This is a genomic window from Shimia sp. R10_1, from assembly GCF_017744095.1.
Taxonomy (GTDB): Bacteria; Pseudomonadota; Alphaproteobacteria; order Rhodobacterales; family Rhodobacteraceae; genus Shimia.
In genome coordinates this window covers 233,424-255,671 of sequence record NZ_JAGHQX010000007.1, presented here as the reverse complement: position 1 = coordinate 255,671, position 22,248 = coordinate 233,424, and the positions used below count along the sequence as shown (strand labels likewise).

Annotated in this window: 14 protein-coding genes; 4 read left to right on the top strand and 10 right to left on the bottom strand. The window is 53.4% G+C overall.

Annotated features, from left to right (window positions below; translation table 11 throughout):
- Positions 1–106: 106 nt before the first annotated feature.
- The 6 genes from J7413_RS14895 to J7413_RS14870 all read right to left on the bottom strand — a co-directional run bounded on the left by J7413_RS14895 (position 107) and on the right by J7413_RS14870 (position 8,852).
- Positions 107–2,446: an ankyrin repeat domain-containing protein gene (locus J7413_RS14895; RefSeq protein WP_209099566.1), complete on the bottom strand. Its 2,340-nt coding sequence runs from the start codon at positions 2,444–2,446 to the stop codon at positions 107–109.
- 222 nt (positions 2,447–2,668) lie between these two features.
- A complete protein-coding gene (locus J7413_RS14890) occupies positions 2,669–3,553 on the bottom strand; it encodes an SGNH/GDSL hydrolase family protein (protein WP_209099564.1) in 885 nt (294 codons plus the stop codon).
- Between the two features lie 24 nt (positions 3,554–3,577).
- On the bottom strand, positions 3,578–4,387 hold the full coding sequence (locus J7413_RS14885; protein WP_209099562.1) for an SGNH/GDSL hydrolase family protein: 810 nt from the start codon (positions 4,385–4,387) through the stop codon (positions 3,578–3,580).
- Between the two features lie 370 nt (positions 4,388–4,757).
- Positions 4,758–5,183, bottom strand: a complete 426-nt coding sequence (locus J7413_RS14880; RefSeq protein WP_209099560.1) for a universal stress protein — start codon at positions 5,181–5,183, stop codon at positions 4,758–4,760.
- Positions 5,180–7,798: a TRAP transporter permease gene (locus tag J7413_RS14875; RefSeq protein WP_209099558.1), complete on the bottom strand. Its 2,619-nt coding sequence runs from the start codon at positions 7,796–7,798 to the stop codon at positions 5,180–5,182. The genes J7413_RS14880 and J7413_RS14875 overlap by 4 nt, the downstream gene beginning before the upstream one ends.
- Before the next feature lie 85 nt (positions 7,799–7,883).
- Positions 7,884–8,852 (bottom strand): TAXI family TRAP transporter solute-binding subunit, encoded by a 969-nt coding sequence (locus J7413_RS14870; RefSeq protein WP_209099556.1) that lies wholly within the window; start codon positions 8,850–8,852, stop codon positions 7,884–7,886.
- Between the two features lie 223 nt (positions 8,853–9,075).
- Here J7413_RS14870 and J7413_RS14865 point away from each other — a divergent pair, with 223 nt between their 5' ends.
- Positions 9,076–9,831: a transporter substrate-binding domain-containing protein gene (locus J7413_RS14865; protein WP_209099554.1), complete on the top strand. Its 756-nt coding sequence runs from the start codon at positions 9,076–9,078 to the stop codon at positions 9,829–9,831.
- A gap of 26 nt (positions 9,832–9,857) precedes the next feature.
- A complete protein-coding gene (locus J7413_RS14860) occupies positions 9,858–12,536 on the top strand; it encodes an ATP-binding protein (RefSeq protein WP_209099552.1) in 2,679 nt (892 codons plus the stop codon).
- On the opposite strand, the gene J7413_RS14855 is transcribed toward J7413_RS14860, so the two are convergent.
- The 3 genes from J7413_RS14855 to J7413_RS14845 form a co-directional block, all read right to left on the bottom strand.
- Complete coding sequence (locus J7413_RS14855; RefSeq protein ID WP_209099550.1) at positions 12,521–13,456, bottom strand: response regulator; 936 nt, start codon at positions 13,454–13,456, stop codon at positions 12,521–12,523. The genes J7413_RS14860 and J7413_RS14855 overlap by 16 nt on opposite strands.
- Before the next feature lie 80 nt (positions 13,457–13,536).
- Positions 13,537–14,166, bottom strand: a complete 630-nt coding sequence (locus tag J7413_RS14850) for a glutathione S-transferase (RefSeq protein WP_209099548.1) — start codon at positions 14,164–14,166, stop codon at positions 13,537–13,539.
- Between the two features lie 78 nt (positions 14,167–14,244).
- Entirely contained in the window at positions 14,245–16,683 is a 2,439-nt protein-coding gene (locus tag J7413_RS14845) for a UvrD-helicase domain-containing protein (RefSeq protein WP_209099546.1), read from the bottom strand.
- A 125-nt stretch (positions 16,684–16,808) separates the two neighbouring features.
- On the opposite strand from J7413_RS14845, the gene J7413_RS14840 reads away from it, so the two are divergent.
- Together J7413_RS14840 and J7413_RS14835 are read left to right on the top strand one after the other, a co-directional pair.
- On the top strand, positions 16,809–17,939 hold the full coding sequence (locus J7413_RS14840) for an alpha-hydroxy acid oxidase (protein WP_209099610.1): 1,131 nt from the start codon (positions 16,809–16,811) through the stop codon (positions 17,937–17,939).
- Between the two features lie 176 nt (positions 17,940–18,115).
- Entirely contained in the window at positions 18,116–21,556 is a 3,441-nt protein-coding gene (locus J7413_RS14835; protein ID WP_209099544.1) for a pyruvate carboxylase, read from the top strand.
- A gap of 126 nt (positions 21,557–21,682) precedes the next feature.
- Here J7413_RS14835 and J7413_RS14830 read toward each other — a convergent pair whose 3' ends face one another.
- Positions 21,683–22,093, bottom strand: coding sequence for a cytochrome C (locus J7413_RS14830; protein WP_209099542.1), 411 nt, complete (start codon positions 22,091–22,093; stop codon positions 21,683–21,685).
- Between the last annotated feature and the right edge of the window lie 155 nt (positions 22,094–22,248).

Here is a 22,248-nt window from a genome sequence, read left to right as displayed (position 1 = left end):
TGGCAAACTATTCAAAATCACCTTCCCCAATGCGACGCTCATCAAACGCGAGAACCTCCCCCTTTTGAGGAGGGAGATTCCTTTGTGAAGTTTTTGATCCTATTGGCTAGGATGCATTCCGGCCGCGTTTTTTGCGCAGTTGCGCGATTTTTTTGCGCTCCCACTCCTCACCATGGCTTTCAACATGTTCCTGAGCAATTTGGAGCGCGCCCAACCCTTTGCGATTGCGGAAAAAGAAATCCACACCGAGCTCGGCGAGCTCTTCCATATGGCGGATGAGAATAACGGGTTTCAGATCGTTGTCCTCTGCAATCAAATGCGCGACGGTTTCGCCAAGACCCGTTCGCCAGTTGATGTCGCATCCTTTTTGCAGGAGCAATGTGATCAGCGCCATCCGACGCGTGTTTCCCATCGCCGCAATATGTAGAGCGTTGTGGTTGTCTGCATTCCGGGCGTCCAACGCCGCGCCGAGGTCACACAGCTCCGCCAAGGCTTCTTTCTTTTCTGCTTTGGCTGCGAGGTGCAGCGGTGTGTTGTCTTTAGGGTCTACGACGTTCACCCGCGCCCCGAGTTTAACCAAAGCGCGAATGTTTGATGCGTGGCCAGACGCGGCTGCATAGTGGAGCGGTGTAAGCCCATTGCTGTCAATCTCATTGACTTCCGCTCCCATGCCAACAAGTGCTTTGATGGCTTGAGTGCCTTCAGAACGACTTGACGCGGCTGCTAAATGCAACGGCGTCACGCCTTGCCGGTCTTTCGCAACGGGGCTTAACCCCATATCGTAGAGTGCGTTGATGCCAGGCATGTTTTTTGCTTCGGCGGCGGAGTGCATTGCCGTACGCCCTCGATCGTCTTCAGCTTCGATTTCTGCGCCAAGCAAGCTGAGAATATCGAGTTTCTTTTTGGCAATCGGAGACCGGGCAGCATAGTGGAATGCGCCCTCGCCGATTTCTGAAGTTGCGTTTACATCGACGCCTTCTTCGATAACCTTCTCAAAGATTTCAAGATCTGAGCATCGCGCGGAGGAATGGATTAACCCCTCACCAAATCTGTTCAAAGTTTTGGTGTTCGCGCCGAGCTGAGAAAGCGTTGCAAATGATTTGCGTCCCAGTGCCTCCATCGTGGAGTTGATCGGCGTTTCCCCTTGTTTGTTCTCTATTTCAAGGTTCGCACCAAATTCATGGAGCATCTTGATTGCTTCGATATGGCCAAATTTCGCAGCAAAATGGAGCGGTGTCTCTTCAAATTCATTGACACAGTTCACATTCCCACCGTTTTCCAGCAGGGTTTTCAAAATCTCCATTCTGCCCCAGCGGGCCGCGTCATGCAAAAGGCTGGTGCCATAGCTGCGGTGCTTGGAAAGATCCGCGCCAAGTTTGTCTAAGGCACGGAATGCCGCAGGGTTTTCCGCGTTGATGGTCAGAAAGATTGGCGTTTCCTGCCGCCCGTTTCTGGCTTCAAGATCTGCTCCGAGGCTCTGTAGCTTGCGCATGGCAACCAATTGGCTCGCACCAGAGGCTGTGTGCAGTGCTGTATTGCCCTTGTTGTCGCGATCTTCCAGGCCGACGCCAAGATGAATGAGGCGATCAAACAGGCGCACATCGCCAAGTGCTGCGACTTTGTGCAAGATGGTGCCGCCGTCAAAGCGGCGCGCGTCGATTTTTGCCCCGAGTTTGATGAGAGCATCAAACATTTGCCCGCCATCTCGCGAAGAGACATAAAATAGAGGTGTTTCACCGCGATTGTCAGTGCATTCAAGATCCGCACCTGCCGCAATCATCGCTTCCACAGCATGTAGTTGACCAGCAACCACAGCCATATGCATTGGTGTCACGCCGTTTTCACCTGCACTTGCGAGATCCAGCCCAAATGCTGAAAGCTTCCTTATGGCCTCGATGTTGCCTGCGCTTGCAGCGACATGCATAGGCGTAAGTTTTTTTGGGCTCGGCAGAATAAAGTTGAAACCAAAGCCGACCAGGCGTTCCAGTTTCGGGGCGGCATCGTCAGAACGCACGAGACCTTCTAGGGCCTGAAAGAAGATCATATGGCTGCGATCTTCGAACGCGAGTGCTGCGCGGATCACGTGTGCCATGGTGTCGACGCTACCAAAGCGCGCAGCCCAGGTGACTGCGGAGGCCTCTGGTGCAAGTGCGAGATCCAATCGAGCGCCACTGTCGAGTAAGAACGCGAAAACATCTGGGTGCTTCAGGGTTGCTGCAAAGAGGAGGGGGCTTGTGCCATAGGCGCCTTGAAAATTCACGCCACTGCCGACGCGGGCATTCTCGCGTACAGTCGCGAAGTCGTCGGTCGCAACCGAGATCATGAGTTCTGATATATCACCATCCGACAGAAGCGCCGCAACCGGCCCGCTTTGGTCGTGTGCAGGGATCGTTTTGATAAGGGCAAAGATGTCTTCGGCTGTCTCAGCCTGTACGCGTTGATCCAATTTCTGGCTCCCATCGGTTGATGGTTCATTGGAGTAGATGCAAGAAGTTGACGGACTCTGAAAATCCGACGTGGGATCATTAAAATGCGCACCGTTTCTGCGTGCGATAACCGTGCATTTTAGATCGCTAGAATTGTGAGCCGTTGACCTACAGAAGATCCACAATCGCTGTTGCGATGCGCGCGTTCAACCCATTCGAGAACAACCGTTGTCGCCTTAATCTTAGCTTTGTTTGTTAGTCGGCTCGATCTGTTCAAAGATCGCGTCACATATCCGGTTCATTTCCAACGCAAAGAAGTTTTTGGCCGCTGCTTCGTTGGGGTGATAGGGATCTTTCACCATACCGTTTTTATTGAGGCGGAAATAATGTTTGTTCCCTTGATTGGCGGCAACTGTCTCCGGTGTTGCACCAGGGACAAAAGTGCATTGAAGGCCTGTTTCCTTGAACGCAGTCATCAGATTTTGCTGCGCGCGTAAGCGCAGATCGACGATTTCCTTTTTGTAGGCGGGCGCCGTCGTCATGAAAATACACGGCATGTTGCGCGGCAACTGGGATTTTAGACGTTTGACATCTTTGATGGCCGCTTCGGGAGAGTTTGCCCACCGCTTGGCTGAATTGCCGAGAAATGACATGAGGATCAGTTTGGGATCATAGTATCCATCGCGCAGCATTTCTTCCAAAGGCGAACTGCCAGGCGCGCAAAATTGGTATTCTTTACCTTTGCCGATTTGCACGTATTTGTTGCCAGTCTGGTTCACAAATCCATAGGTGCCAGCGTTGACATTCCATTTAGGATCCACTTTGCAGATTGTGTCTTTGGCTCGTCCGGATCTGGCTGTCCAGGAATCTATGGAGCTCGATCGCACCCCGATCACACCGACGCGCATTTCACCCAGGTGTTTGAGGTTTTGTTTTTGCCGTGCGTTTGGATGGCAATGGCTTTTGATATCGCTGAAAAACTCTAGAAAAGCGGGCCCGGATCCAAAGGAAATCTGACTGTCGCCGATAATCAAAATTTCCGGCGATGTGAACTCCTGGGTTTGTGCAGATGTTGCGACAACCACTGAAACACATAGGCTCATGGCCAGTTTTTTAAGCACCTTCATTTGTTTATCCATCCCCATTTTGCGCTATCGTAAGGACTTAAAAACGGCACTGCAGATCTGTGCTGAATTGATTTCAAGAAATTGGCGGATCGCGGCAGGCTTTGGGTGATGCGGATCTTTTACGCGACCTGAGTCATTGCGACGGAAATAAACAGCTTGGCCTTCGATTGCGGCGCGTGTTTGCTGATTGAAACCTTCGACGACAGCACATTGGTTGCCCGCTTTCTTAAAAGCGCGCGCGATTTCTGTTTGGGCGCGCATGCGGGTGTCGTTGGTCTTTTCTAGGTAAACTGGAACACTTGAAATAAACACACACGGCACGTCCCTAGGCACTTGTGCGAGAGTTGCGCGTGCGTCTTTGGCTGCGAGTTCGGGCGAATGAGCCCAGCGGTCAGCTGAATTCCCTAAGAAGGTAAGCACCAGCAAGTTTGGTTTGTAATACCCCTGTTCAAACATCGCTTCAAATGCTGTCTTGTTTGGCTTGCAAAACTGATAGGCATCGCCCTTGCCAATTTGAACGAAAACGCGCTTGGGATTGTCATTGATGCCGTAAGCGCCTGCATTCACACCAAACTTTTTGTCGACATCGCAGATGGCGCCCTTGGCAGCACCCCGAGGTGTGGTCCAGGATTGCAAAGATGTTGACCGCACACCAATTGCCGCTGTTTTTCTCTCTCCCAGCTTGCGCAGTGCTTTTTGTCGCTGTGGAGTGATGTTGCATCGTTCTGTCAATTGTTCAAAGAAGCTGAGGTATTCTTTGCCTGCGCCGAACGAAATTTGGCTATCGCCCAGAACAAGGATGTCAGGTTGGGACAACGAAGGCTTGGCGTACATTAAACAAGCGCTCACCAAGCAGAGCCTGAATAGGTTTCTTCCATATGAAGTCACGCAGCCGTCCCCTTAGGTTTCATGACACTTGCCCGAAGCTTCACTGTTTTAGCCACTTGTAGGCCGTCTGAAAATCAACATCTCAGTGATCTCTTACAGAGACTTATTAATTGTTGGGATGCAGCCGCGTGAAGACTGCATATTTGGTGCCCTAAAGGGGCCACTCAACATAAGGAATAGTTGCGGGTAATCTGTCGTTTCTTGGGTGCGGACGGGCGGTGTCTGATTGCGTTCTCAGGACGAATGCAAGGCGTTGTTGTGAGGTTGCCCTGCGGGGCAACGCTCCTCTCTTGTTGTATCGGACACGTTTCGAAATTTAACGTACGATATATACGGAACACGGTGCGTGACGAGCGATCTGGGCCGCATTCGGGCCAATCAGATAGTCCCTAAGGTTGGGCTTGTGCGCACCAATTACAATCACCTGCGCCTTTAACTCTTCGGCTGTGAGCAGGATTTCTTCTGACGTTTTACCCATCCGGATCACGTGCTTTGTTTCCGCATCCCGACCCACGGTCTCTTCGATAAAACTATGTAGCGCAACACGACTGCTTTCGGTCATTTCATGGGTGTGCTCGTCCGAAAAAAAGGTGCCAACAAGGCTCATGCGAAAATCAGGCAGTACAGTGACCACCGACAATCGCAGGCCTTCCAAATCGGCAATTTGGCGTGCTTTTGTCAGTACGGCCTTCTGATCATCGGGTTGAGTCAGGTCAATCGCGGCGAGGACTGTGCGGGTCATGCGGTTACCTCTTGGGAGTCGGTTTTCGCTTTGCGGCGGCGCTGTACGCCAAACACAAGGCCTAGCAGCAACAGAGCAGGGAAATAGAAGATCTCTTGAGGAGGACGCGCAGCCTCCACTTCGATCTCAACAACTTCCCAGTCAAAGTCGATCTTGAGCTGCTCTGCCGGGCCACCGAAGTTCAGATTGTCCACGAAAAGTGCGCCATCTTCGTTGCGGAACTCGATGCCCGCGCCATCCAACAGTCGGATTTCACCATTTTCACCAGCCGTGCCAAGTGGGAGCAGGTAGCGGGCGTCGATCAGATCGCCTTCGAGGTTTTCACCCGTCAGACGCACGCGCAATGTGCTGTTGTCCGGTGCGGCTTCGGCCAATGTGTAGATTTCAGAGGCCGGGCGCACTTCGAATTCATCTGCGATCTGGTTCAGGAAGAAATCCGGGCGGAACAGGATGAAGGCACAGAAGATCAGAACCGCGCTTTCCCAGAGTTTTGAGCGTGTCTGGAAGTAGCCCATTGTGCCAGCCGCAAAGAGCAGCATGGCGATCAGGGCGGTTATGAAGACAAGGATGGCCTGTATCGGGCCCACATCAATCAGCAACAGGTCGGTGTTGAAGATGAACAAGAATGGCAGAAGCGCGGTCCGGATTGAGTAGAAAAATGCTTGAAATCCGGTGCGCAGGGGATCGCCTTTTGAAATAGCTGCGGCTGCGAAAGACGCAAGGCCAACCGGGGGCGTCACATCTGCCATGATCCCGAAGTAGAAGCAGAACATATGAACCGCGACCAGTGGCACAATAAGGCCATTCTGGGCACCCAGTTCAACAACCACGCCCGCCATCAGGGAGCTGACCACGATGTAGTTTGCTGTGGTGGGCAGGCCCATGCCGAGAATGATCGAAATGAGAGCGACGAAAAACAGCATTGCCAACAGGTTGCCGCCTGACAGGAATTCCACAAATTCCGCCATAACTTGCCCGATACCGGTCAGGGTCACTGCCCCCACGATGATGCCCGCAAGCCCCATCGCTGCGGCAAGGCCGACCATGTTGCGTGCACCGATAATCATGCCTTCGATGGTTTGTGCAAACCCATGTGAGAAAGAGGCTGCGATGGTGCTTTGATTTCGGAAGAAAGCCTTGAGTGGATCCTGGGTCAGCAAAATCAGGAGCATGAACATCGAAGACCAGAAAGCCGACAGACCCGGCGACTTGCGCTCGATCATCAGCAGATACATCAGCAGCAGGATCGGCAGCAGATAATGCAGACCGGTCTTCAGAATGGTCCGAGCCGGTGGAAGATTCAGCATGGAGTCGATGCCGGTTTCCAGATCGGGTCGCGCTGCGGCATAGCGAACGGCTGCCACGTAGGTGATCAGGAGGCCGATTACGAGTGCCGGAGTGGACATCGGTCCAATCAGGTTATCAACCAAAGTCACAACCTGACCTGCAAGCCAAAGGGTGCCGCCACCGATCACAATAGAAATCGCGATAATGAAGATAGCACTAAGCATGAACTTGATGGGATGCATGCGGCTGGTGCCGGTCATGCCCATTTTCAGCGCTTCGAGGTGAACAATGTAGACCAGCGCCATATAGGAAATTGCCGCTGGAACGATGGCGGTTTTCACAACCTCCACATAGGAGATGCCGACATATTCTGTCATCAGAAAGGCAACCGCGCCCATCACAGGCGGAGTAAGCACTCCGTTGATGGAGGACGAAACCTCTACAGCGCCAGCTTTGGCAGGAGAGAAGCCAACGCGTCGCATCAGCGGGATTGTGAATGTTCCAGTGGTCACCACATTGGCGATGGCGGAGCCGGATATCAGACCAGTGGCAGCAGAGGCGATAACTGCCGCTTTCGCGGGGCCGCCACGCAGGTGGCCAAGCGCGGCAAAAGCCAGCTGAAGGAAGTAGTTGCCAGCTCCAGCTTGATTGAGCAGCGCGCCAAACAGCACAAACAGAAACACAAATCCTGATGAGACCCCAAGAGCGACGCCGAACACGCCTTCGGTTGTCAGCATCAAATGACTCATCGCCTTATTAAACGACGCGCCCTTCCACTGCACCATTTCCGGCAAACCCTCCCAGGAGCCGAAAAAGACATATGCGAGGAAGAAAATTGCGACACCCATCAGTGGGAACCCAAGAGACCGGCGGGCGGCTTCCATCAACAGGACAATGCCGATGCCTGCCATTGCAAGATCAAGCGTGCTGGGAATGCCGGTGCGGGCGGCCACGCCAACGTAGTTCCACGCCAGATAAGAGGCGCTCACTGCGCCTGCGATGGCGGTTAGCCAGGTGAGGGCCGGAATGTGATGGCGCGGGCTCGAGCGGAAGGCCGGAAAGGCGACAAAAGCCAGAAATACCGCGAACCCGAGGTGGATTGCACGGGTTTGTGTGTCGTTCCAAACACCGACACCCAAGACAAACGGAAGAGGGGAGGCGATCCAAAGTTGGTAGAGCGACCAAATGAGAGGAACCCCCCATAAGACTTTGGCTGAAAACCAATTGTGCGGCGTGCGTGCCCCGGTGTCGGACTCGGCAACAATATCTTCCAGATCGACCTGATCGGTCTGCGCAGATGTGTCTGACTGTGTCGAAGCGTTGGTCACAGTTGTCCCTCTTGTTTATGGACGTCTTTTTATGAGCGAACAAAAACCGCCCCCACCGATTGAATGGGGGCGGTATGGGAGGAAGTTACTTCCAGCCGCGTTCTTGGTAGTATTTCATCGCACCTGGATGAATTTCAGCGGTCAAACCGTCCGAAACCATTTCGGTTTCTTTCAGGTTGGCGAAAGCTGGGTGCAGCTTGCGGAAGCCATCAAAGTTTTCGAAGATGGCTTTTACCACTTGATAGACAACTTCGTCAGATGCTTCAGCTGACGTCACGATGGTCGCCTTGGGGCCCCAGGATGGCAGATCATCTGGGTTGCCTGGGTACATGCCGCCAGGAATGGTTGCAGGTGCGTAGGCGGTGTTGTCGGCCAACAGTTTGTCGATGCCAGCACCAGACAGAGGAATGATCTTTACATCACATGTCGATGTGGCCTCTTGCGAAGACCCGTTCGGCAGGCCTGCGGCCCAAATTGTTGCGTCGATTTTGCCATCGCACAATGCTGCGGCTTGCTCAGAGGACTTTAGTTCTGCAGCGAGGGAGAAGTCGTCAACAGACAGGCCTTCATATTGCAGAAGCGTTTCTGCCAGTACGCGGGTGCCGGAACCAGGGTTGGCGATGTTGACGCGCTTGCCTTTGAGGTCAGCAGTGGTGGCGATGCCGGCATCTGCGCGCGCCATCAGGTGCATTGGTTCTGGATGTACAGAGAAAAGGGAACGCAAGCCGTTGTAAGGGCCGTCTTCAGAGAACTGGTCCGTACCGTTGATGGATTTCACCTGAACGTCGGACTGAATGACCCCAAAGTCCAGCTCACCCTGACGAATGGTTCGTGCGTTGTATACAGAGCCACCGGTGGATTCCACGGAGCAGCGAATGTTATGCTCCTTACGACCTTTGTTAACCAGTCGGCAGATCGCGCCGCCAGTAGGGTAGTACACACCGGTGACACCGCCGGTCCCGATGGTGACAAAGGTTTGATCCGCTGCAGACGCTGCACCAGTACTCATGGCAAGCGCCAGCAGTGCGCTCGCAATTTTATTGGTTTTGGACATGTTTCCTCCTGTTGAATTGAAAAGCGCCCCGTGACCGGCGCTGCGGTTCGCCACCGAAGAAGGTCACGATCGCTTTGTCCGAGCGCTGGTTAGCAGCGAAGTCGCGACCTTGGTGAGAGACAAAAAAGTTACGCCTTGACCGTAACTTTTCTGACGAAGGGATAGATTGCTTTGCACCGAACTGGATGGTTAGTGTCGCGCGAAACTTCTTGGAGCTTTCTCAATGAACGCGTTGCTTGCAAAAACCGCACATATTTTGGCAGCGGTCGTCTGTCTTGCGAGTTCGGCGTCATCCATCGATGCAGAGACTTGGATTGTTGGGTCGATGGAGGGTTTTGCGCCTTTCAACTATTCAGTTGGCGGCGAGTACCGCGGCATCGACGTAGAAATACTGAACGAGGCAGCTGACAAGTTAAATATCGAATTAGAGCATCGTCCATTGCCATGGAATCGCGCATTGCTGGATTTCAGTGCTGGAAATCTAGATGCCATTTTTCAGCTTGCACCGACATCTGAGCGATTTGAGAAGTGGAATATGGTTGGCCCGATGCGCCGAACCAAAACCGTGTACGTTACTTTGGCTGAGAGCCCGATAGTCGACATTAGAAGCTTAGCAGATTTGGATGGGCTGATTGTGGGCGTTGTGTCTGGTTTCACCTATGAGAATGCTTTTGATCGAAGCCCTGACATTGTTAGAGAGATGTCCAAAGACGATTATACTAACATTCTGAAACTGATGTTGGGGCGGTCAGATGTGATTGTTGGCGGACATGCCACACTCACTCATGTCATTGACGAAATGGGATTAAATGAGAAGTTGCGGTTTCTTCCGACACCTTTGGTTGAACAGGGGCGCTATATCGCATTTCCCCGCAATCGCGCTGGAGACGAAATGGCGGGGCTCCTGCAAAAGGCACTGAATGACATGCAGATCTCTGGCCGGATAGAAGAAATTATTCTGGAGTATTTCGCTAGATGATAGGCGCGCGCCTCAACAGATTGGGTGTGACACCCAAAATCGCGATTGCGGCGGGTGTATTGGGTATTCTTTCGGGGCTTGTATTAGGGGTCGTGACCCTTTGGGTCGAAGGAACGCAACGTGTGGACACGGCGCGCCAGAATGCGGACCGCATCATCCGTGCCACGCTGCCACAGATCGAAAGTGCATATTGGGAGGTAGATATCCCGGATACTTTGGCCTTTATGGGAGGGCTGCTGAAAGACCCGGTGATTTCGCAAGCATGGATCGAGGATCCACTATTAAGCGACAGTTTGCGGCAAAGTACTGGCATAGGAGATCTATCCGTTGTGCGTTCTGCACAATCTGAGGCACCGCGAATCGCGCGCTGGCTTGGTTTTGGGTCAGATGGTGACGAGGTTTATCGCTTTGCGCTGCACAGCAAGCGAGATGGCGCCAAGATCGGCTCTTTGTTTGCTGTTTATTCCTATCAAACCATCGGAGCCGAAATGGTCGCTCGGAGTTTGGTTGTGCTTGGCTCAAGTATCCTTCAGACACTCCTTGTAACCGGCGCCATTTTTCTTCTGGTGCAAATCACCGTTATTCGCCCGATAACGCGGCTTCAGATGGCTGCGCTGCGCGTGCGCGATGGTCATAAATTCGAACTCACGGATCGAGATCACCGCCTGCTTGACCCGCACCGGCGAGACGAAATTGCACGTCTCGCGCGCGCTTTTGGGCGGACAGTGGGAGAGCTTGAAGACAGTCGAGACAATCTACAATCGATTGTAGAGGATCGCACTCAGGAGCTTGTCGCGGCCAGAAATGAAGCTGTTGAAGCATCAAAAGCCAAGTCCATTTTTCTTGCCAATATGAGCCACGAGCTGCGTACACCAATGAATGCCATCATTGGTCTATCAGAAGTGTTGTTGAGAGATGGATATACCAACCGAAGCGCGCGGCACATTCAGGACATGCGTGCCGCCGCAGCGCATTTGTCGCAAAACATCAACTCAGTGCTAGACCTGTCCAAGATTGAAGCCGGTGAAATGACCTTGGAGAACGTCTGGTTCTCAGTGGATGCGTTCCTAGACAGCGTCATGATGCAAACGAGGGCTTTGCTTCAACAAAAAAAAGTGCGTCTGATCTGGGACTATGCACCCGATCTTCCAAGCGAGATTTGCGCTGATCCGATCAGGCTTCGGCAAGTGGTTATGAATTTTGCATCCAATGCTGTGAAGTTTACGGAAAGCGGCGAGATTTGTTTTCACGTAGGCTGTGATGTTTTGCACGACAACGAAACACGCATCACCCTAAGCGTGAGAGACACAGGCATCGGAGTCTCTCCAGAGCAGATCGAAGAAATCTTCAAACCATTCGGACAGGCGGATAGTTCCACCACTCGAAAATATGGCGGGACCGGGCTTGGCCTGTCGATCGCGTTGCGCTTAGCTGAGCAAATGGGCGGCGATCTTTCGGTCGAAAGCGAAGTGGGAAAGGGCTCTTGTTTCAGTTTTGCGCTCGTTACGCCCAGCAAGCCCAAAGTGATGGCAATTGAAAATCAGATATCTGTTTGTGTGGTTGGAAATCAGGGTCCATTCAGCGCAATCACGAGGATGGTGCAAAGGGTGGGCTGCATTGTAGACAGCCATGCACCAAGCACGAAAATCTTGGTGGAAGAAGGGCAGGTTACGCTTTCGCCCGTTGGTCAAAGCGAGCGTAGATCTCTGGCTATTGATTTGCCTCTCACCCATGAAGAGCTTTTAGATGGATTGAGTAGATCTCGGAGAACGGGGGGCGATATGGACCACTCGTCTCAAGTTTTTATCGGTCGCGATATCCTTGTGGTCGAAGACAATCGGATCAATCAGTCGGTGTTTGAGGCCTTGATAAACGGATTTGGTGCGGATGTACGAACTGCAGAAAATGGGAGCGCAGCGCTTGAACAGGTCTCTGCGGCGATGCCTGATGTAATCTTGATGGACTTGCACATGCCAATGATGGATGGGCACCGGACAATGCAAACGCTCAAAGACACCTATGGCTCAGCCTTGGTGCCCGTCATTGCAACATCGGCCAATGCGACACCAGAAGAATACGAAAAATGTCGCATTGCAGGGTTTGTTGAATTTTTGCCAAAGCCCGTTGATCCGAGTCAGTTAAAGTCGGCTTTGTCTTCATCCATGTCTACCAAGCGAAATTCAGCAGAACTCAATCGTCAGCAAGGTCTGATGTTGGCTGGGGGGAACCAGAGACTTTATGAACAAAATCTCGACCGGTTTCGCCAGCAACTTGAAAGTTGGCAAACTGCACTGGCTGCAGCGGGAGCCGGTGGTGGGAACATGAGTGCGTTGCTACATGTTATCAAAGGGTCGGCATCCACCGTTGGTGCAGATGCGTTGTCGGATGCCGCCAAACAAACTGAGACTGATGCCTCATATTTCTACAGTTTGTTGAGAGAGATTTCCCAAATGCGGAAGATTTTTGAAGACATGGAATTGGGGCAAGATGAGCCTTCGTTAGAAGGACATGTTTCATGGGAGCGGCTGATCGAGTTGTTGGAATCGAATGATATGGCATCGCTGCCCTATGCTAGGATGCTCCAGCAAGGCCACCCCTCCGATATTAATGCCACGAATGTCGTCGAGGCGCTTGATCGGCTTGATTTCGCCAATGCGCTTACATTCGCAAGAGAAGCTTGTCAGTTGGCTCACTCTGATCGGTAGTGATCGATTTCTTTTGCCATTTTCGCCAGCAGGTTTTCTGCCTTTTGCAATCTGTCAGCGCGCCGTGTGAGCAAGTTTTCCAATGCTGTAGTGGATTGCCTCAGGGCGATATGCGTGCGAATGCGCGCTTTAATCACGGCAGGCACAACAGGGCGAGAGATGAAATCACAAGCGCCTAGTTCAAGTCCCCTCGTTTCATCTGCAGGGTCATCCAAATTAGTGACAAAGATAACCGGGACTTCGGCAAGACTTGCGGTGGCTTTAATGCGACGGCAAGTTTCGTAGCCATCCATGTCGGGCATTCTTATGTCGAGCAGGATGAGATCAACAGCTTCTTTGGACAAGTGCGCGAGCGCATCTCGACCTGACCGTTGCGCAATGACACGATAACTATCGCTTAGAAGCCCATAGAGGTGATGAATGTTGTCGGCGCAATCATCGACGATAAGCAGAGTTGGCAGGTCTTCATTTTCGACTGACTGGCTTGCTGGAATTTCTTCTGTTGCAACGCGCTCTTCATCGCGGTCGCCTGCTAGCTCATTGGCTGCCGAGGCAATCGCCCAAAGATTGGGAGAGACCGTCGCATAAAAATGTTGCCCCAATGGCCCCATTGCTGCGGTGTTCGCATCTCGGTCAAACAATTTTACACCCAGATACGTTTCCAAGGAGCGAATCTGTCGGCTGACGGCTTCGCGCGAAACGTTTAACTCTTCGGCTGCTGTGGTAAATGAGCCCAAGCGTGCAGCAGCTTCAAAGGCGACCAGAGACGTCAGGGGAGGAAGTTGTCGTTTCAGTTGCTTCATTTTGGCATGTGGTATGTATTGACCTGTTTGTGCAAGAGGGCTCGTCAGCTCTGTGTCGAGCAATACAAGATTGCCGAACCCTAAAATGTGCGGCCATTCAAGACTCTGGCTTCTCATTCCAGCCCAAAGCAAAATGGATCTAGGAAGCCCAATCCAGTTTCAGCGCTTGGATCCTAACGATGCATCTGGATGAAGCGCTACAATGTTGCGCTCGGGCGCGCACGTATCTTTGCAAACCAATCCTGTGTCGCTTCGTTTTCCAGGGGCGGTGACATCTTCACGATGCGCGCGAAATCACAAAAAACAAAGGCGGTAATATCTGCCATTGTGAAGTCGCCCGAAGCTAGCCAAGGACTTTCTTGCAAACGCGTTTCAAGCGTTTCGTAGAACACGCCCAGTCGTTTGGCGCCACGTTCTGCCAAGTCGGGAATTTGTGTATAGTTCACTGGCCCAGGTAGGGCGCGTTCCTTCAGAGCAGGTGAGGAATTGCGCAAGACTTCAGCGATGGCCCATCCAGCGTGAAATTCACATATCGCGTTCCACATTGCCACAGATCCTTTTTCTTCGGGGCTTTGCCCCATCAGAGGCGGTTGAGGGAAGGCGGCTTCAAGGTAGGTCGCAATTGCGACGTTTTCTGAGATCTGTTGGCCGCTTTCAGTGACAAGCACCGGAACAGTGCCCCAAGGGTTTATGGACAAAAACTCCGGGCTGCGATGCGCATCATTGCGCAGATCCACTTCGCGGGTCTCTACGCTCAGTCCTTTTTCAGCAATGAACATTCTTGCCCGACGCGGGCTTGGCGCAGTACTGCAGTCATAGAAAATCATGGGCATACTCCTGTGTGAGGCCCAGTGAAATCCGCATCCAGTGCTCTGTCAACGACAGCACGGTTTAGCGACGCTTGGTCAGAAAGGGATATCGTTGGGCGCGCTGACAAAACGCGCGACCACCTTCTTTTGTCCCGCTTTCTCAAATTCTACGGTCAATTTGTCGCCCTCTATGTCGGTGACATCGCCATAGCCAAATTTCTGGTGGAAGACGCGGTCCCCAACCATAAAACTCGACACCGCCTGCATATCGATGGCGGAGGTTTTGCTCTCCTTAGGCTGGCTTGTGCCGTATTGGCCTGCGCGCGATTGCATCCGCTTCCATCCAGGAGAATTATAGGCATCTGCACGCATAGCGGACTGTTCCAGTCCAGATGTGCCGAAGCCGCCAGAGTCGCGGGTGTTGCCGCTGTGTCCATAAAGACCGGGGGGTGTCAAAACCTCCACATTTTCGTCAGAAAGTTCATCAATGAAACGAGATGGCATCTGGTTTTGCCACTGGCCAAACACTCGACGGTTACCGGCAAAAGAAATGGTGCATATTTCTTCTGCACGCGTGATGCCTACGTAGGCAAGGCGGCGTTCTTCCTCCAGACCTTTGAGACCGTTTTCATCCATCGATCGCTGTGACGGAAACAATCCATCTTCCCAGCCGGGAAGGAAAACTGCAGGAAACTCGAGCCCCTTGGCTGCATGCAAAGTCATGATGGAAATTTTCTGTTCTGCGTCTTCACTCTCATTGTCCATGATCAGGCTGACGTGTTCCAGAAAACCCTGAAGATTGTCAAAACTCTCAAGTGCCTTCACGAGCTCTTTGAGGTTTTCGAGTCGCCCGGGCGCCTCGGGCGTTTTGTCGTTCTGCCACATCGCGGTGTAGCCGGCCTCGTCCAAAATGACCTGGGCCAGCTCAACATGATTGAGTTCCGCGTGACCGTCCTGCAGGCGCATCGCGGTTTGCGTTAAGCCGTCGTCAATTACAGAGTCATCGTCAAGCGGCACTTCAACTTGTGGCACAGTTCCTTGACGGCGCCATCGCTCCAAACCGTCCAGCAGCGCGCCGAGTTCCTTCGCGCCTTTGCCGCCGATACCCTTTTCCTCCAGAAGAATACGGGCGCCTTCGACAAGGCTCACGCCGTTGGATCGTGCACAGGTCTGTATCTTTTGCTGCGCGACATTGCCAAGGCCACGCTTCGGCGTGTTCACAATGCGTTCAAAGGCCAGATCATCCTCTGGGCTGACGACGAGCCGGAAATAGGCCATCGCGTCACGAATTTCGAGGCGCTCATAAAAGCGTGGGCCACCGATCACGCGATACGGCAGACCAATGGTGAGAAAACGATCTTCGAATGCGCGCATTTGGTGAGAAGCACGCACGAGGATGGCCATGTCTTCTAACGACTTTGGATCCTTTCCGCGTGTACCGCGCTGCATGGCTTCGACTTCTTCACCGACCCACCGCGCTTCTTCATCGCCGTCCCAATGGCCGATCAGCCGAACTTTTTCTCCCATATCCGCTTCGGTCCAAAGCTCTTTGCCAAGCCGGTTCTCGTTGCCCCGAATGACATTAGACGCGGCTGCCAAAATATTGCCGGTCGAGCGATAATTCTGCTCCAACCGCACCACATGCGCGCCGGGAAAATCCTTTTCAAACCGCAGGATGTTGCCGACCTCAGCACCGCGCCAACCATAGATCGACTGGTCGTCGTCGCCGACACAACAGATGTTTTTGTGACCGCTCGCAAGCAGCCGCAGCCAGAGATACTGCGCGACGTTGGTGTCCTGATATTCGTCCACAAGAATGTAACGAAACCAACGCTGGTAAATGGCGAGCACATCTGGATTGTCCTGAAAAATCGTGACCATGTGCAAAAGCAGATCACCAAAATCCACAGCGTTCAGTTCTTTGAGGCGCGTCTGGTACTGCGCATAAAGTTCCCCCCCTCGGTGATTGTAGGCGCCGGCATCTGCTGCTGGCAGCTTTTCAGGGGTTAGAGCTCTGTTTTTCCAGCCATCAATCAAGGATGAAAGTTGCCGCGCAGGCCAGCGTTTGTCATCGATATTTGCCGCAGCCACCAATTGCTTGAGCAAGCGCAGCTGATCGTCGGTATCCAAGATGGTGAAATTGGATTTGAGGCCCACCAGTTCGGCGTGACGGCGCAGCAGTTTAACGCAGATAGCGTGAAAGGTGCCGAGCCAAGGCACACCTTCGATTTGGTGTCCAAGCATATTGCCCACGCGGTTTTTCATTTCGCGTGCCGCTTTGTTGGTAAAAGTAACGGCCAGAATTTCGTTTGGACGCGCCCTGTTGGTGTTTAGCAGATGCACAATACGAGCAGTCAGAGCCTTGGTTTTTCCCGTTCCTGCGCCCGCCAACATCAAAACCGGACCATCGAGTTGCTCGACAGCCTCCCGCTGTGCCGGGTTAAGTTCGTCAAGATACGGGCTCGGGCGCGCCATCATTGCGCGTGCTGAAAGCGACGCGCCTTCGAAGGCGTCAAATTCGTCAAAACTGCTCATGAGGGCAACTTATCGCAAAGCGAAAGGATGCAAAAGGGTTGTTCTTCTTATGTTCTGGCTCGAGCTGACTGTTTCTCATACAGGTTGCGCTGGACATTTTCTTGGAGACGTTGGACACAAATATGATGGACTTGCACAGCAAATATCCCGCTTTGGCTGATCTGAAAAAACGCGCCAAGAAACGCCTGCCCAAATTTGTTTGGGAGTACTTGGACAGCGCAACCGGTGAGGAGCGCACCAAACATCGAAATCGGTCTCAACTCGATGCCATCCAGCTAGTGCCCTCCATATTGCATGGAGACATTTCACCCTCTCTGAAAACGACACTTTTGGGGCACGACTATGCGCTTCCATTTGGTGTGGCACCTGTCGGCATGTCTGGTCTCATGTGGCCGAATGCCGAGCAACTGCTTGCGCAAGCTGCCACCAAAGCAAACATACCCTATTGCTTGTCGACGGTGGCAACGCAAACACCTGAAGACGTTGTGCCACATCTCAATGGAAACGGTTGGTTCCAACTCTACCCTCCTCGAGATGAGGAGATACGCAAAGATATTCTTAAGAGGGTAGGTGATGCAGGATATACGACACTGGTGCTCACTGTAGATGTCCCTGTCGCCAGCCGTCGGGAACGACAGGTGCGTTCCGGCCTCACCACGCCACCAAAGCTGACGCCTCGCTTGCTTGCACAAGTTGCCATGCGACCTGCCTGGGCAATGGGAATGGCGCAGCGTGGGATGCCACGCATGAAGTTGATTGATGAATATGCTGGAAATATCACAGGTCTGAGTTCGACTGCGCATGCAGGCTATTTGCTGCGCACCTCACCTGATTGGGACTATGTACATTGGTTAAGGGCGCACTGGCCTCACAAACTTGTGGTGAAAGGCGTGATGCGCAGTGAGGATGCAGCGCCTCTGGAGGCGGCTGGAGTGGATGCTATCTGGATCTCCAATCATGCGGGGCGTCAATTCGATGCTGCACCTGCAACAATTGATGTGTTGCCGCAGATTCGCGCCGCTTGCACGCTGCCCCTGATTGTCGACAGTGGGATTGAAACCGGTCTTGATATCTTGCGTGCCATCGCGCTGGGAGCCGATTTTGCCTTTATGGGCAGTGGCTTTCACCATGCTTTGGGTGCGCTTGGTAAGCGAGGGCCAGCTCACCTGATAGAGATTCTATCCAAAGATCTCGAAGCAAATATGGGTCAACTTGGTGCGGTTCGATTGGCCGATGTGGCGGAGAATCTTCTCTAAACGACCCATTTATGTCGCAGGTGCAGAAAAATCTGCCGGTTTTCGGGGCGTTTTCGTGAACACATCCTTTCACAAATCTTACATGTTTACGCAGTCCTTGGTATTGCGCGGCCCCTGCTGCGTGTCCTAAGGCCATACATACACTAGGACAGACACCAGCGAGGGGGAGCCTGCCCATGACCGAATTTTCCAAAATCCTGATAGCCAATCGGGGCGAAATTGCCATTCGTGTAATGCGCGCCGCCAATGAGATGGGCAAAAAAACCGTGGCTGTTTTCGCAGAAGAAGACAAACTCGGTTTGCACCGCTTTAAAGCGGATGAAGCCTATCGGATCGGCGAAGGGATGGGGCCCGTTGCGGCCTATCTCAGCATCGATGAAATCATCCGCGTCGCCAAAGAGTGCGGGGCTGACGCGATCCACCCAGGCTACGGCCTGCTGTCAGAAAACCCTGACTTCGTGGACGCCTGCGCAGCCAATGGCATCACATTTATTGGCCCTAAGGCTGAAACCATGCGGGCGCTTGGTGACAAAGCCTCCGCCCGTAAGGTGGCGATTGCAGCCGGTGTCCCCGTCATTCCGGCAACCGAAGTGCTGGGCGATGACATGGAGGCCATCAAAAAAGAGGCCGCTGAGATCGGCTATCCTCTGATGCTTAAAGCCTCCTGGGGTGGTGGTGGGCGCGGCATGCGTCCGATCAATGGCGAAGATGAGCTTGAAGAAAAGGTTCTGGAAGGTCGTCGTGAGGCTGAAGCGGCCTTTGGCAACGGTGAGGGTTATCTCGAAAAGATGATCACCCGAGCGCGTCACGTAGAGGTGCAGATCCTTGGTGACCAGCAAGGCAATATCTATCATCTCTATGAGCGCGACTGTTCTGTTCAACGCCGCAACCAAAAAGTGGTGGAACGCGCGCCTGCACCTTATTTGTCTGAGGCGCAGCGCGAAGAGCTTTGCGAGCTTGGCCGTAAGATCTGTGCGCATGTGAGCTACGAATGCGCCGGCACTGTCGAATTCCTGATGGATATGGACAGCGGGAAATTTTACTTCATCGAAGTGAACCCGCGCGTTCAGGTGGAACACACCGTGACCGAGGAGGTCACAGGTATCGACATCGTACAGGCGCAAATCCTGATCGCAGAAGGTAAGTCCCTTTCTGAGGCGACCGGCAAGTCCAGCCAGTACGATATTCGCCTGAATGGGCACGCGCTGCAGACGCGTGTGACCACAGAGGATCCGCAAAACAACTTCATCCCTGACTACGGCCGCATCACCGCGTATCGTTCCGCTACAGGTATGGGCATCCGTCTGGACGGTGGTACAGCCTATGCAGGTGGGGTGATTACCCGGTACTATGACAGCCTGCTGACCAAAGTGACCGCATGGGCGCCGACGCCAGAAAAAGCGATCAAGCGCATGGATCGCGCGTTGCGTGAATTCCGTGTGCGCGGTGTGTCAACCAACATCGCATTTGTTGAGAACCTGCTTAAGCACCCAACTTTCCTGTCCAATCAATACACCACCAAGTTTATTGATGAGACACCGGATCTGTTCCGTTTCGCTAAGCGCCGCGACCGTGGCACCAAGGTCCTGACCTATATCGCGGATATTTCCGTGAATGGTCATCCGGAAACCACGGATCGCCCGATGCCGGCCGCAGATCTGAAGGCGCCTCTGCCGCCTGCCAAACGTGGTGAGGTGCAGTCTGGTACGCGCAATCTGTTGGAAGAGCAGGGCGCGCAGGCGGTCGCTGACTGGATGAAAGCGCAAAGCAAGCTTTTGTTGACCGATACCACCATGCGTGATGGTCACCAGTCTTTGCTGGCAACGCGCATGCGGTCAATCGACATGATCAAAGTTGCGCCAAGCTACGCGGCCAACCTGCCAGAACTGTTCTCTGTCGAGTGCTGGGGTGGGGCGACTTTTGATGTGGCTTACCGATTCCTGCAGGAGTGCCCATGGCAACGTCTGCGTGACCTGCGCACCGCCATGCCAAACGTGCTCACACAGATGCTGCTGCGCGCGTCCAACGGGGTTGGCTACACAAACTATCCTGACAACGTGGTGCAGGCCTTTGTAAAACAGGCAGCGGAAACCGGTGTTGATGTGTTCCGCGTATTTGACAGCCTCAACTGGGTTGAAAACATGCGCGTCGCGATGGACGCGGTGGTGGAGAGCGGCAAGATTTGTGAAGGCACGATCTGTTACACTGGTGATCTGCTTGATCCGGCGCGGAGCAAGTATGACCTCAACTACTACGTTGGCATGGCGAAGGAACTTGAGGCCGCTGGCGCGCATGTGCTGGGTCTGAAAGACATGGCAGGCCTGTTGAAGCCGGCCTCTGCGCGCATGCTGGTGAAGGCGCTGAAAGAAGAGGTTGGCCTACCAATCCATTTCCACACACATGACACATCTGGCATTGCCGGCGCGACCATTCTAGCCGCGGCAGAAGCCGGTGTGGATGCGGTTGATGCGGCCATGGACGCTTTCTCTGGCGGTACATCTCAGCCGTGTCTTGGCTCCATCGTAGAAGCGACGCGCAACACAGAGCGTGACACAGGTCTCGACATTGGTGCGATCCGCGAAATCAGTGCCTATTGGGAAGGTGTTCGCGCACAATACACGGCCTTTGAAAGTGGTTTGGCGGCACCTGCCTCCGAAGTCTATCTGCACGAGATGCCCGGCGGTCAGTTCACCAACCTCAAAGCTCAGGCGCGCAGCCTAGGTCTGGAGGAGCGCTGGCATGAGGTTGCCCAGACCTATGCGGACGTCAATCAGATGTTCGGCGACATTGTGAAGGTGACGCCATCGTCAAAAGTTGTGGGTGACATGGCGCTGATGATGGTAAGCCAAGGTCTGACACGCGAAGAAGTCGAAAGCCCAAACGTCGAGCTGGCGTTCCCAGACAGTGTTGTGGACATGATGCGCGGCAATCTTGGCCAGCCACACGGTGGCTTCCCGTCTGCGATTATCGACAAAGTGCTGAAAGGCGAAAAACCAAACACGGACCGGCCCGGCAAGCACCTGAAGCCTATTGATCTTGAAGAAACCCGCGCCGAATTGTCTGCGCAGCTTGAGGGTTTCACAGTCGATGACGAGGATCTGAACGGCTATCTGATGTATCCTAAGGTCTTCCTCGACTACATGGGGCGTCATCGTCAGTACGGTCCCGTGCGGGCGCTGCCGACACGAACCTTCTTCTATGGCATGGAGCCGGGTGAAGAGATCACCGCTGAGATTGATCCAGGCAAGACACTTGAAATCCGCCTGCAAGCCATTGGTGAGACCGATGAGAATGGCGAAGTGAAAGTGTTTTTCGAGCTGAACGGCCAGCCCCGCGTGATCCGGGTGCCAAACCGATTGGTTAAGTCTTCAACGGCGACCCGCCTGAAGGCCGAAGTAGGCAATGCAAATCACATTGGGGCACCAATGCCGGGTGTTGTTGCCTCCGTGGCAGTGGCCGCCGGTGCGCAAGTCAAAGAAGGCGATTTGCTCCTGACGATCGAAGCCATGAAGATGGAAACGGGCATCCACGCGGAACGCGACGCAGTGATTAAGGCTGTTCATGTTGCCGCTGGTGGGCAAATCGACGCCAAAGACTTACTGGTCGAGCTGGAATAAGCTCGGCAGGACAGGGGAGGGGGAGCCATCTTCCCCTCGCTCACACAAACAAAAAGCCCCACGTCATTCAGTTGACGTGGGGCTTTGGTTTTCAATCAGTGAAATTGCCGCGAGGCGGACTGCTAATCATTCAGCAGCAGGTGCGAGAGAGGCCAGATAAGCCGCTACGTCTGCGCCGCCTTTTTTCAGTTTGAAGGTCATCTTCGATTTGGTTGCATAGCCATTGTCGGCCAGCCAAGCTTTCGGATCGACTACGTAGGCTGCCAATGTGTCTTCTGTCCAAACAGCACCAGCTGCATTGGCTTCCTGAAGACCTGCGCCATATTTGAAGTCTTCGGCGCCAACAGTACGGCCAATCACCCCGTAGAGGTTGGGGCCCGTTCTGCCACCTTTATAGAGCACTTCCCCGTCTGGGGTTGTGATCGTGTGGCATGCTTTGCATTTTTTGAAACCTTTTTCGCCTGCGTCCACGTCGCCTTCGGCGAGAACTGGCGTAGCGACCATCAGGGCCGCGATAGCTGGTGCTAGGAACTTCATAAAAGTCACCTCTATTAGAATGTGTCTTTGGCGCGTTGTCCGAGACAAGTCTGTCCCTTAATGGCCCCGCAAGTGCAACTTAAAATAGGCTCCAAAACTGCAATTGCGAGACACCGCGACAATCGGGCGCTCCAGTGTGGTGCTTTCAACAGCAC